14 protein-coding genes are annotated in these 11,593 nt (G+C 47.4%); 4 read left to right on the top strand and 10 right to left on the bottom strand.

The window, feature by feature from the left end; translation table 11 throughout:
- Positions 1–62: 62 nt before the first annotated feature.
- From G8759_RS26505 to G8759_RS26480, 6 genes are all read right to left on the bottom strand, one after another.
- The gene (locus tag G8759_RS26505) at positions 63–698 is read right to left on the bottom strand and encodes a TMEM175 family protein (protein ID WP_167215154.1); all 636 of its coding nucleotides are present in this window, start codon (positions 696–698) and stop codon (positions 63–65) included.
- A gap of 24 nt (positions 699–722) precedes the next feature.
- Positions 723–1,247, bottom strand: a complete 525-nt coding sequence (locus G8759_RS26500) for a class I SAM-dependent methyltransferase (RefSeq protein ID WP_167215151.1) — start codon at positions 1,245–1,247, stop codon at positions 723–725.
- A gap of 5 nt (positions 1,248–1,252) precedes the next feature.
- Positions 1,253–1,582 (bottom strand): nuclear transport factor 2-like protein, encoded by a 330-nt coding sequence (locus G8759_RS26495; RefSeq protein ID WP_167215146.1) that lies wholly within the window; start codon positions 1,580–1,582, stop codon positions 1,253–1,255.
- Positions 1,575–1,931, bottom strand: coding sequence for a hypothetical protein (locus G8759_RS26490; RefSeq protein ID WP_232073957.1), 357 nt, complete (start codon positions 1,929–1,931; stop codon positions 1,575–1,577). Before G8759_RS26490 ends, G8759_RS26495 begins: the two co-directional genes overlap by 8 nt.
- Positions 1,932–2,392: 461 nt before the next feature.
- Positions 2,393–2,962, bottom strand: a complete 570-nt coding sequence (locus G8759_RS26485) for a 50S ribosomal protein L25/general stress protein Ctc (protein WP_167215143.1) — start codon at positions 2,960–2,962, stop codon at positions 2,393–2,395.
- Positions 2,963–3,064: 102 nt separating this feature from the next.
- A complete protein-coding gene (locus G8759_RS26480) occupies positions 3,065–4,006 on the bottom strand; it encodes a ribose-phosphate pyrophosphokinase (RefSeq protein WP_167215140.1) in 942 nt (313 codons plus the stop codon).
- Between the two features lie 244 nt (positions 4,007–4,250).
- On the opposite strand from G8759_RS26480, the gene G8759_RS26475 reads away from it, so the two are divergent.
- Genes G8759_RS26475 through G8759_RS26465 form a run of 3 tightly spaced genes read left to right on the top strand, consistent with a single transcriptional unit; the run spans position 4,251 to position 6,680 of the window.
- Complete coding sequence (locus G8759_RS26475; protein ID WP_232073956.1) at positions 4,251–5,354, top strand: acyl-CoA dehydrogenase family protein; 1,104 nt, start codon at positions 4,251–4,253, stop codon at positions 5,352–5,354.
- Positions 5,332–6,081, top strand: a complete 750-nt coding sequence (locus tag G8759_RS26470) for a PIG-L deacetylase family protein (protein ID WP_232073955.1) — start codon at positions 5,332–5,334, stop codon at positions 6,079–6,081. Before G8759_RS26475 ends, G8759_RS26470 begins: the two co-directional genes overlap by 23 nt.
- Positions 6,082–6,095: 14 nt before the next feature.
- Complete coding sequence (locus tag G8759_RS26465; RefSeq protein WP_167215134.1) at positions 6,096–6,680, top strand: class I SAM-dependent DNA methyltransferase; 585 nt, start codon at positions 6,096–6,098, stop codon at positions 6,678–6,680.
- Here G8759_RS26465 and G8759_RS26460 read toward each other — a convergent pair.
- The 4 genes from G8759_RS26460 to deoC all read right to left on the bottom strand — a co-directional run bounded on the left by G8759_RS26460 (position 6,674) and on the right by deoC (position 10,318).
- On the bottom strand, positions 6,674–7,828 hold the full coding sequence (locus G8759_RS26460; RefSeq protein ID WP_167215131.1) for a glycosyltransferase: 1,155 nt from the start codon (positions 7,826–7,828) through the stop codon (positions 6,674–6,676). The genes G8759_RS26465 and G8759_RS26460 overlap by 7 nt on opposite strands.
- A 128-nt stretch (positions 7,829–7,956) precedes the next feature.
- Positions 7,957–8,532, bottom strand: coding sequence for a phosphatase PAP2 family protein (locus G8759_RS26455; protein ID WP_167215128.1), 576 nt, complete (start codon positions 8,530–8,532; stop codon positions 7,957–7,959).
- Between the two features lie 62 nt (positions 8,533–8,594).
- Positions 8,595–9,509, bottom strand: a complete 915-nt coding sequence (locus tag G8759_RS26450; RefSeq protein WP_167215124.1) for a sugar phosphate isomerase/epimerase family protein — start codon at positions 9,507–9,509, stop codon at positions 8,595–8,597.
- 41 nt (positions 9,510–9,550) lie between these two features.
- The gene (gene deoC / locus G8759_RS26445; protein ID WP_167215121.1) at positions 9,551–10,318 is read right to left on the bottom strand and encodes a deoxyribose-phosphate aldolase; all 768 of its coding nucleotides are present in this window, start codon (positions 10,316–10,318) and stop codon (positions 9,551–9,553) included.
- Between the two features lie 351 nt (positions 10,319–10,669).
- On the opposite strand from deoC, the gene G8759_RS26440 reads away from it, so the two are divergent.
- On the top strand, positions 10,670–11,578 hold the full coding sequence (locus tag G8759_RS26440; protein ID WP_167215117.1) for a peptidoglycan-binding domain-containing protein: 909 nt from the start codon (positions 10,670–10,672) through the stop codon (positions 11,576–11,578).
- Positions 11,579–11,593: the final 15 nt, after the last annotated feature.

Below are 11,593 nucleotides of genomic sequence, written 5' to 3'. Positions count from 1 at the left end.
TTAAGACTTACACTCAGAGTCTCGCTCATTAACGTGCCACGGTAATGAGCGAGACTCTCACATTATAAGGGCTTCTGAACTTTTGGGGTAATGATGCCGAGAGCGTAGTTTAATTGTACACCAATAATGAACGCAATGCTTAGGTAGGTATTGATAAAGCAAAGCGAGGCTCCAAGCGCATACAGACTCTGAGCGGTGAAAACCCGGCTACGTATTGCTTTATCGACTGTTTCCTGAGCCTTACCCGACAAAGACAGGAAATTATTTCGACGGGCATATCGCCAGTGTATGTACAGCATATTTCCCATAGCAAAAATGTTTAGCCAGTAAATACCAATGGAAACCTGGTTGTTAATGTGGTTGCTCAGTACGTTTGTTGAAAAAGGAATGAGCGAAACGAAGAGCAAAAAAAACAGTGAATACCAGTTGAGATTCCGGTCATACTTTTCGATATAATTAAATTGCGTAGAATAGCCGGTCCAAAAGATACCCAACGTCATAAAACTCAAAAAATAGGTCAGTAATTGAGGGAGCAGGATTTTTAGGGATACCAGCAGTTCGGCATTCGACTGGATTCGATTGCTGACGGGGTCTTTGAGGTCGAAAACGAGTATGGTCATTGCAATGGAGAAAAGTCCATCGCTCAGGGCTTCGATTCGTTGTATTCGTTGACCCGAAATGGTATTATAGGATGACATGGGTGGTTTTTAAATACGTGTAGATCATTTATTGATGAATGCCGAGTAGAGATTTGCACGCCCGTAGATAGAGGGCCGTTCCTGTAGTTTGTCGACTGAATGAAAACCTGCTTCTTCGAATAAGCGAGTTAACGATTTAAAACTGATTGGATAAGGTACCCAGGGATTTGCCGTTTCGGTATCATATTCGACAAGCAAGAAACCACCCGATTGGTTTAGGTGGCGAATAGCTCGCTGAATAAAAGTCGGTTTATCCTGAACATAATGCAGCGAGTTGGCCATCAGAATGCCATCGAGCTCATAGAAATACCATTCGTCCTGAACAAAATTACTACAAAGAGTTTCGATTGTTACATGCTGATAATCAGTGAGCGTTTCGAGCGCCAGATAGTCTGTATCTATTGCATAAATAATACTACCGGGTGGTTGTAAAGTGGCTAAAGCGCGGGTAAACAGCCCTTTGCCACAGCCCAAATCCGCCCATCTGGACGTTGATGCCGAGTGATATTGACCGCCTTCGATCAGGGCTATTGCCTCGCTCAGTTGCATAGTTTTTAGTTTGCCTGACCCACTTCAAGCCGGATGACCTTATTCTCTTTATTGAGATGGACTTTAAAATACGTGCTGAAATCACCCCATTGGTCTGAATGATACCTTCCATATAAGGTAAGCCCATTATCCTTTACCCGGTCGATACTGGTAAAATGCTCATGGTTTTTCAATACACCATTCGACCATTTTATAAAGTCCTGCTTATTGCCGTCATCGTATAATTCGGCATCAGTTGTAAAGAGCGAGAACCATGCTTCAGGGTCGCCATTGGCTAAGGCGTCAATAACTGCTTTGGCAATTGGATTGGTCAGTTTTACGGAGAGATTATTCATTTGCCAATGGGTGTTGCAGGTAGATGATTAGCAGCGACAATAAAAAGAAGGGTAGTTCAATAGCTACTCCTTTCAGATCCTTGTCTTTCAGGTGAAAAGCAATGATGACAAGGATGCCGGCTGCCGTGATAAAATTCCCCCAGACAAACGTTTTGGGGAATAAAACGAGTATCGCCCCGAGCATGGTAAAAAAGCCGAGTGCCATCAAACCGGTTTTTCCGATGGCCCATTTACTGAACATCTCGGTCATTTCGGGTTTGCCCGTAAACATAGCCCAACCTTGCTTAATACCCATATATAGGGCAAAAAAGATCAGGGCTGCATTGACAAGTTTAAGTGCAATGTTCATGGTAGAAAGGAAGTGAGTGAAGAATTAATCGTCTGAGCGCTTCACGCTTTTACGAGCTGACACTCGCAGGGCTTACCGAAGTGCTATTTCCTGCTGAAGGCCAATATACGATTTACAAATCAATTCTTTTTGTAGACTGGCGTATAGGCTCTGGCAATCTAAACGACTAGTTCAGAGAAACATAATTTGACTAAAACGCCAGGAAGCTTGGGCCCTTATCCTGAAATACCGACAAAGTTGATTCCTAATTACCTTTTTAGTATGGTGAGGTTTTCAGTTTTTTTAATTACTGGTAAAATGATATCAGGACTTTCTCTTAGAAGCGTGCCACGGTTATCAGCTCGTTATTAGTAACCGTGGCACGCTTCTAAGAGAAAGTCCTTGACATAAAAAACAGGAAAGCCCTTCCTGAATGAACAGAAAGAGCTTTGTGTATCTATTAGTTGCTTGTGAAAGCGATATTATTTGGCCGAAACCTGACCACGCAGTGCACGTGGGATTTCAATGCTGGCCACTGGGTTCGACGCTTGCTCGAGCAGTTCGATATTTTTTACCGTAATCTGCCCAACGCGAACTGATTTTCCCAGATCAAGACCTGAAACGTCAACGTCAATAAAATCAGGGATGTTTTCAACAGTCCCTTTTACACGCAGTTTCCGAACGCGGGTCACCAGTTTACCCCCCTTTTGTACACCTGGAGCCGTTCCAATCAACCGAACCGGAACCGCAACCTTAACGGGCTTGCCATCAGTTACCAGCAGGAAATCGGCGTGTAACAATATGTCGCTCACAGGGTGGAATTGTGCTTCCTGAAGCACTGCCCGATACTCAGCACCCTCAATATTGAGCGCTACTTCGTAAATATTGGGCGAATACAGTAACTCACGGAACAGAATAGCAGGCGCATAGAAATGCACTTGTTCCTGACCACCGTACAATACGCACGGAACATTGCCCTCGGCCCGAATCGCTTGTGATTCCGTGCGGCCGAGATTCGCTCGTTGATACCCTACAATCTCGATTTTTTTCATGACTAAATTTAATTTTCGAATGAACGAATGAATGAATTTGTGACTAAGTTAGTGACGAGCGAATTGGTTAGCAGGCCATTTAACTAGTCAAAACGCAATCATTCAATACTTTATAAACAGTGAACTAATAGATTCATGATCCCGAATGCGGCCGATGGCTTTGGCAAAAAGCTCAGCAACCGATAGCACTCTGATTTTTTCATTTGGATGCTTCATCGGCAGCGTATCCGCAACAACTAACTCCTGCAGCACCGAGTTCGAAATGTTCTCGTGTGCCTTGCCCGACATAATTGGGTGCGTACACACCGCCCGAACAGACGCAGCCCCTTTTTCCATGATGATCTGAGCCGCTTTAGCCATCGTGCCACCCGTATCGATCAAGTCGTCGACGAGGACCACATTGGCCCCTTCAACGTCCCCGATCACCTGCATGGAAGCAATTTCATTAGCCCGCTTCCGGTGCTTATCGCAAAGCACAATGTCGGCGTTGAAATGCTTGGCGAAGGTACGGGCCCGGTTTGCTCCACCTACATCGGGCGAGGCAACCACCAGATTCTCCAGATTAAGGCTTTTTATATAGGGTACAAACACCGATGTTCCTTCCAGATGGTCGACCGGGAAGTCAAAAAAGCCCTGAATTTGTCCTGCGTGCAGGTCAATTGTCATCAGTCGATCGGCACCGGATGCCGCCAGCATATTCGCTACTAATTTGGCCGCGATCGATACACGGGGTTTGTCTTTCCGGTCCTGACGGGCATACCCAAAATACGGAATGACAACAGTGACATAGTGAGCTGAAGCGCGCCGGGCGGCATCGACCATCAACAGTAATTCCAGCAGATTGTCGCCGGGAGGAGGTGTCGACTGAATTAAAAATACATCACAACCCCGAACCGACTCTTCAAAACTGGGCGACATCTCGCCGTCGCTGAATCGCCGACAAGTGTAGCCGCCTAAGTCTTTACCGTAATAGTGCGCGATTTTTTCGGCTAAGTAAGTGGATTGACTCCCTGAAAAAATCTTAACCGGATTGAACGAAGCCATTAGTACCTGACAAATTTCCCGCAAAGGTACAAAAAAAATGGGTAGTTCGGTCTTTGCTCTCCATAGTTTATTCGAATAATAAGCTGAAACCAATCGATGACCCGCTAGTGTACCTGTCGATAAGTTACTGAATAGATGGATGTCATGTGCAAAACAATTCGTCGCTCAATGGCTTCTGATAAATATGATAAACACCGCAACGACCACATCATCAAAAACGTCATGGTTGGCTGATACCGGTAAAATGAACGAATTAATCAGCAGACTCGCCGGTAGTGCTGATCAAACAGATGACGATAAAACCTTTCCCGAAGCTGCCTTTGACTGGCTGGCTGAAGCGGGATTGCTGGCGGTGACATTACCGGGTCGGGAGTTAGATGGAAGGTTGCCTGTTATGGTGCAATTGCTGCATTTATTGAAGCGGATCGGAACCGGAAATCTGGCCGTTGGGCGGATTTATGAAGGCCATATCAATGCACTCAACTTAATTGCTTTATACGCCAGACCCGATCAGGAACGAATCTGGAACGACGACGCTCAGGCATACAATAGGTTATTTAGTGTCTGGAATACACAGGCCGACGATGGCGTTCGGATTCATGCCATCGGTGAAGGTCGATATCGACTGGAAGGGGCGAAAACGTTTTGTTCCGGAGCGGGCTGGATTCATCGCCCACTTGTGACGGGTGAACTAGTCGGGGCCGACACTCACGGATGGCAAATGTGTATTATTCCGACGGAACGTGTCAAGCCGATTACGCAGGATAACACTTTCTGGCAGCCACTGGGTATGCGGGCGTCGGTCAGTTATAAACTCGATTTCACTGGTGTCGAAATTGACGAGGCTGATTTGTTGGGTCAGCCCGGTGATTATTTTCGTCAGCCCTATTTTAGTGGCGGAGCTATCCGGTTTGCGGCTGTTCAGCTAGGCGGGGCCGAAGCTTTATTGAATGAAACAAGGACGCTTCTGACGTCGATGAATCGTACCGATGATGTGTTTCAGAAGACACGACTGGCCGAAATGGCTTATCTGGTGGAGTCTGGTAACCAGTGGATTACAATGGCGGGAGCAAAAACGGATGAGTGGCTCGGGTATGAAAAAGAAACCGATCGGATTGTTGCTTACGCCAATATGACCCGAACGGCCATTGAAGAAATCTGTCTGCGTGTGATGCAACTGGCCGAACGTTCCATAGGGGCCAGGGGGCTTATGCGACCACTTCCGTTTGAACGCCTTCACCGGGATCTGACATTCTACCTCCGCCAGCCTGCTCCCGATGCGACGATCGCTGCGATTGGTCATTATGTACTCAACAATCAAGTGAATGCCCATGATCTCTGGCGTTGATAAAGCCCATTTTCTGGAAGGTCTGGCTCTTACCATCGACCCGGCCGAGCTTGGTAATCTGCTAGTGATAGCACCCCATCCCGATGATGAATCACTTGGCTGTGGGGGCACCATTGCCCTACTGCGCCAGCAAGGCTATAGCGTTCATGTTCTGTTTGTGAGCGATGGGACAATGTCGCATCCCAATTCATTGGCTTATCCTGCCGAACGGCTACGCCAGTTACGTGAATCAGAAGCGCGGGATGCCCTTCGTATGCTGCATGTATCGCCGGATAACATCACATTTATGCGTGAGAAAGATACACAGGTTCCCATGCCGGGTAGTGCTGGTTTCAACGAATCGGTTGATTTTGTTTATGAATTGCTTAAACAGGTTAACCCTCAGACGATATTGGTTCCCTGGCGTCGTGACCCACACCGGGATCATCGGGCATCCTGGCAAATTCTGATGGCAGCTTTGGGGCACTTTTCTGACCGTCCCAGAGTGCTGGAATATCTGATCTGGTTGTGGGAGCTGGGCGATGAAAATGATATGCCCAGAGCCGATGAGATGAAGGTATGGTGCATACCCATTGAGGAGGTAATGGATCAGCGTAAACAGGCTATTGCGAGCCACCGTTCGCAGGTTAGCCGGTTGATCAACGATGACCCCACAGCTTTTTACCTTTCGCCTGAATTACTGACGCATTTTGATGCCCCCCGTGAATTATTTCTGGAAGAGATCTAACGAATTACTGAACCATGCCAAGTCTGCCAACCACCTATTTCGATGATGTTTATCGAGCCAGCAATGATCCCTGGTCGTTTGAGACGAGTCCTTATGAAAAGGCCAAGTACGAAGCTACATTGGCTGCTTTATCGAAAAATCACTACAGAAACGCGTTTGAGATTGGCTGTTCCATTGGAGTGTTAAGCGAAATGCTGACACAACGATGTGACAAACTACTGGCTGTTGATGCCAGTGAGCTGCCACTTGAAACTGCCCGAAAGCGACTGGCTGCTTATCCGCAGGTGACAATCAGGCAGATGGCTATTCCGAACGAATTCCCAGATCAACAATTCGACCTTATTTTGCTATCGGAGGTTGGGTATTATCTGGTGCTGGATGATTTAAAACGGGCAAGGCAATTGATGATTGATCATCTGGAAATTGGAGGCCACTTGCTACTGGTGCATTGGACGCCCTTCGTGCATGATTATCCGTTGACTGGCGATCAGGTTCATGAACAATTTATGGAAGCGGCTGGTGAGGGCAAACCGCTAACTCATCTGTCAGGACAACGAACAGATAAATACAGACTGGATCTTTTCAGCAGAGATCAGTAAGAAGTATACGATTTACAAAAGTGGCGCAAGTGCTGAATGGCGGTTGTAATTGGCACCAATGGCCAATGTTTAGCCCAATCGCCCTGAGCCATTTTTTCTTCTATTCGCTCCCACAATTGTCCGAAAAAGCTGTTTCCCCTTATTTCATCATGTAGCCAGTTTACATCTAAACGCAGATCCAGCGCAATCTGGGCTAGGGCATTCATGCATAGCGACTGTTGCCTGTTTTGCCAACACACACGAAGCTTTTGACGGTTTTGAAACTTCGTAATGATTGCGTCGACTGGTTCGACAATTTGCTGCTTTCCAGCCTGATTCAGATCAGCCCAATAGCGCAATTGTTCGGAAAAACCAACCGCTACACGGCCGTCCATACGAGTTGATGTGAATACTTTTACCGCTGGACTTTGCCTGACGCGGGCATCCCTCCGAAGCAGTGCTTTATAGAAAGCTTCGTCTTCCAGAAAAGGCTTTTCCGGTAAGCGACCCGCCTGCTCATACATCCGACAGGTAACCGCAATACTGGCTCCAAAATGCTGAAAATGTCGGGGCCATGGATCGTGGGGAGAAGGATCAAGTAACGCTTCGGTTTTGGCCACCAGTGTCCGATACATCACGTCGCGCAGGTGATAGAGACGTACTTTACCAGGATCAGGATGAGTCAGTATCCGGCCGCCAACAGCGTCATTTCCGTTGGCTATTTCGATCATGATGTAATAAATCCATCGGCTATCGACTACCGTATCACCATCGGTTGACGCAATGATACCAAACGAATGACTGATACTGGTCAGCCGACGGTGTGCTTCATCCATTAGAAGTCGTCGAACTGTACCAATCGTTGCCCTGGCAGCGGGTAGCTCAATTTGGGCAATATGCAATGGGAAATGCGGGTATTTCTGCTGATACCGGTTGGCAACAGTATACGATTGGTCGGTGCAGTTATTGGCCAGGAGCAACACTTCATAAATGGCCGGATTCAATGGAGTGCCCATCGCATCCTGTTGATTACGAAGGGCGTCCAGTGTTTGAGTCAGGTGGTGAGCTTCATTGCGAACCGGAACAATTACACTTAGTTGCAGCAATGGGGAGGGGGGAGCAGGAAATAAAATCGGGTAATCCAGAAGATGATTTACTTCGGTTCGCATATGGCAATGTATACCCTGTGGCCTTAATGAATGAGCCGGGTATCAGCGAAACCGAATCAGAAAATGATTGTTGTATTATTGGATAAAGTGCATCAAAAAGTTTGGCAACGGTAACATTGTCTATGGCTTCAGACTGCATTTCGATGAGTAAACTGACCCTGTATGGTGCGTAGGATAAACACACATAAAGTGGCTGCCAATACACCAATTCCGGCTCCGGTCAGCACATCGAGCGGATAGTGAGCCGCCACATAGATGCGGCTATACGAAACGAAGATGGCCCATAGAAAAATCCATTTTGTCCACGGATATTGCTTGCCAATCAGTAGCCAGAGTCCCGTTGCGAGGGCAAATGTGTTGGCTGCATGTGAAGACGCGAATCCGTATAGACCACCGCATTCCAGTACGGGATGAATTAGCTTTTGCAGAGTGGGAACATGGCAGGGACGTAACCGAAGAGTGAGTGGCTTTAGCAGAGCCGACGCGGTCTGGTCGCTGATCGCTACGGCTGCGGCTAAGGTTAACACCATCCAGATCGCCTGTTTCCGATAGCGGAAGGCGAGCCAGCCGATGAGCAGTGCGTAGAAGGGAAACCACGTGTTTCGCTCCGTTGCAAAGATCATGATCGGATCAAGCCAGGATGCGTAGAGGCCATTCAGCCACAAAAACAGATCAGTGTCGAGTTGGTTAATCGAGTCGCGCAAGGCAGGATCGGTTTACGGTAGTTGATTTGTCGTATATCCAGCAAATCAACTACCGATTTCTATCATAACACTAAGAATTGACTCAGGTAGTTTCGGGCGGTCAGAATAGCCGTGTGCACATCGTCGGCACTGCCTTCAAAGGCTTTATCTTCAACTTCGATGCAAACCGGGCCCCGGTAGCGGACATCGGTCAATGCCGCAAAAAAATTGCGCCAGCGAACATCACCCAGACCGGGGAGTTTGGGCGAGTGGTATTCCAGGGGATTGGCCATAATGCCAACCCGGTTTAATTTGTCGGGATAGAGTTTAACGTCTTTGAGGTGGATGTGATACAGACGATCGCGGTAATCGTAAATAGGTTTTACCTCGTCCATCATTTGCCAGATTAAATGGCTGGGGTCATAATTGAGTCCCAAAGCCCGCGATGGAATGATCTCAAATAGTCGATCCCAAATGGCGGGGGTTGTGGCGAGGTTTTTTCCGCCCGGCCACTCGTCGTCCGTAAACCACATCGGACAGTTTTCAATCCCAATCCGGATGTTGTTTTCTTCGGCCACCTTGATGATTGCGGGCCAGTGTTCGGCATATAGCTTCAGGTTATCGGCTACGCTCAGCGACCAATTGCGACCAATAAATGTATTGACCACAGGTACGTCTAATCTGGCCGCTGCCCGAATGATTTTCTTGATATGTTCCCGATAAAACTCGGCCTGCTCAGGGTTTGGGTCGAGCGAATTCGGATAGTAGCCCAGGCCGGAGATCGATACACCATAGAGCCGCGTTAATGTGTGAATCTGCTCGACATTCAGATTGTCAACATCAATGTGCGTTACGCCCGCGTAGCGACGGGCATCGGCGTTCCCGCTGGGCCAGCACATCAATTCAACGCATTTGAAGTTGTTATCAGACGCAAATTTCAGCACGCCATTCAAATCATAATCGGCCAGAATAGCCGATACAAAGCCGAGGTTTAGCATTTGATTAAAGGGAATAAATAGTCAATGAACGATTCGGGAGCTCAGTAGCCGTTGAGTTCGGTGATTGGCGGAACGGCCATAGAGGGGACAACCATGCCTGACCGCCTATAAGCTTCGTTTATGATAGCCACGGTAGAGGAGGTGCCGATTCGGGAAACGCCCAGTGCTTTGAGCTTCAGTAACTCATCTAACGTGCGGATTCCGCCTGAAGCCTTAACCTGAACGTTTGGCCCGACATGCGTCAGCATCAATCGTAAATCATGCTCGGTAGCCCCTTGATAGTCATATTTGCCATCAGTTCCTTTTACGAAACCAAAGCCCGTTGAGGTCTTAACGAACTCAACGCCGACTTCGGTACAGATCTGGCAAAGCCGGATTTTAAGGGCATCGTCGGATAGAAAGTCGGTCTCGAAAATTACTTTCAGGATGGCCCCATATTCCTGGCAGGTATAAAAAACAGCCCGTATTTCATCGGAAATATACGACCAGTCATTGCTCAGGACCTTACCAATGTTAACAACCATATCAATCTCCACGGCTCCATCCCGGCACGCCTGAACGGTTTCGGCCAGTTTAAGGCTTAACGCGTTGCTGCCATGCGGGAAACCGATTACTGTGCCAACCCGAACGCTGGAACCCACCAGTAATCTGGCAGCTATAGAAACGGCAAAGGGTTTAATACAGACCGACGCCACATTGTAGGCTAATGCCACCTGGCAACCTGCGTGAAGTTCCTCATCAGTCTGAGTTGGATGTAACAGGGCATGATCGATGAGTTTGGCAATGTCATGAATCGGGAATGGGTTCATAAGGACGCTGGAAATGTCGGGGCTAAATTAGGGAATTGTTGGAATAGTGTTCGGCAGGAAGTTCTCATGAGACAAATCCAAAAGCTTTACCTAAGCCTGGATAGGCGCTAATCTTGATACAAATGCGTGGTTTTACGGATGGCAAAAAGGGTGTTTACCCCGTTAATTAATACCGGGAATTGTTGGAAATTTGATTGTAGCGTTTAACCATCGTTCTGGTATTTTACAGTTTATGGTGATTAGTCATTTCGCTCAGCGGTGTACCACGGTTAGTAGCAGAAGGATTAAAAACCGTGGTACACCGCTGAGCGAAAGGCCGACTAAATTCAATCCTACTAAACTTGTTGACATATGACTTTGCAGGAACTAGTTGCTAACGGATTGGGAGTTAATCTCCGCGATTTAGCACTCGACCATGAGCTAGTCGGTGATCTACAGTCGCGACTGATTAAACTAGGCTGTTTAGATCCTCCGATCGATGGCGATTTTGGTCCAGTGTCCGCTCTGGTGTTGCGAACCTACGCCAAACAGGTAGGTATTCTTCTTGAAGAAACGATTAATGTCGATCTGGCCCAATCGCTACTCCAGCACAGTCAAGATACATTTATACCGTTGACATTGGGAGCTGATTTTGCCAGCCGTATTGTGAAGTATATGCAGTTACGTAATTTCTGGTTTGCCAGGCTGCCAAAGTTTCTCACAATAGTTTATGTAGAAGGTGCCGATGAGAGTGGTGAACCAAACGCTGATGTGTTCAATAAATTTAATGACCGCCGGGTTGTTTTAGCGATAGAAAATGGAAAGCCTAAGATTCTACTGAATGTATTGGCAACAACTGAGCCAGGAAAATTTTTCACCGACCACCCCGAAAATCCCGAAGGAGCGGCACGAATTGCATTTGATCAATACAAATCGTGGCGGGTAGGCATTCATAAAGCGGGCACGCCAACGGCTCACGAGGCTTTGGTGCAGGTTGCTAACGTAGCTGTTTTTCGGGATTTAAATCAGGATGGCAAACGTACCGGCGATAAGATTGATGTGGGTAGTGCGTTTGGAATCAATCAGCATTCAGGACACAATGCGAGCCCCGATAATATCGGCAAGGCTAGTGCAGGCTGTCTTGTTGGCCGAGCGACAGACGAACATAAACAGTTTATGAAACTGATAAAGACTGATCCACGCTTTAAAGAAGCCAGCAATGGCTATCGATACATGAGTACGGTCATTGCTGGCGACGATCTGAAGAATAAAATTGGTTAAGGATAGCGTTTGACG

The organism is Spirosoma aureum (assembly GCF_011604685.1).
Taxonomy (GTDB): Bacteria; Bacteroidota; Bacteroidia; order Cytophagales; family Spirosomataceae; genus Spirosoma; species Spirosoma aureum.
Note: the sequence above shows the minus strand (reverse complement) of the source record. Positions and strands in the feature narration are given on the sequence as shown.

Excerpts from the sequence above, each read along its gene's own strand:
- G8759_RS26495 (WP_167215146.1), bottom strand. The coding sequence starts at position 1,582 with ATGAATAATCTCTCCGTAAAACTGACCAATCCAATTGCCAAAGCAGTT.
- G8759_RS26465 (WP_167215134.1), top strand. The coding sequence starts at position 6,096 with ATGCCAAGTCTGCCAACCACCTATTTCGATGATGTTTATCGAGCCAGC.
- G8759_RS26500 (WP_167215151.1), bottom strand. The coding sequence starts at position 1,247 with ATGCAACTGAGCGAGGCAATAGCCCTGATCGAAGGCGGTCAATATCAC.
- deoC (WP_167215121.1), bottom strand. The coding sequence starts at position 10,318 with ATGAACCCATTCCCGATTCATGACATTGCCAAACTCATCGATCATGCC.
- G8759_RS26490 (WP_232073957.1), bottom strand. The coding sequence starts at position 1,931 with ATGAACATTGCACTTAAACTTGTCAATGCAGCCCTGATCTTTTTTGCC.
- G8759_RS26505 (WP_167215154.1), bottom strand. The coding sequence starts at position 698 with ATGTCATCCTATAATACCATTTCGGGTCAACGAATACAACGAATCGAA.
- G8759_RS26475 (WP_232073956.1), top strand. The coding sequence starts at position 4,251 with ATGAACGAATTAATCAGCAGACTCGCCGGTAGTGCTGATCAAACAGAT.
- G8759_RS26440 (WP_167215117.1), top strand. The coding sequence starts at position 10,670 with ATGACTTTGCAGGAACTAGTTGCTAACGGATTGGGAGTTAATCTCCGC.
- G8759_RS26480 (WP_167215140.1), bottom strand. The coding sequence starts at position 4,006 with ATGGCTTCGTTCAATCCGGTTAAGATTTTTTCAGGGAGTCAATCCACT.
- G8759_RS26485 (WP_167215143.1), bottom strand. The coding sequence starts at position 2,962 with ATGAAAAAAATCGAGATTGTAGGGTATCAACGAGCGAATCTCGGCCGC.
- G8759_RS26460 (WP_167215131.1), bottom strand. The coding sequence starts at position 7,828 with ATGCGAACCGAAGTAAATCATCTTCTGGATTACCCGATTTTATTTCCT.
- G8759_RS26450 (WP_167215124.1), bottom strand. The coding sequence starts at position 9,509 with ATGCTAAACCTCGGCTTTGTATCGGCTATTCTGGCCGATTATGATTTG.
- G8759_RS26470 (WP_232073955.1), top strand. The coding sequence starts at position 5,332 with ATGCCCATGATCTCTGGCGTTGATAAAGCCCATTTTCTGGAAGGTCTG.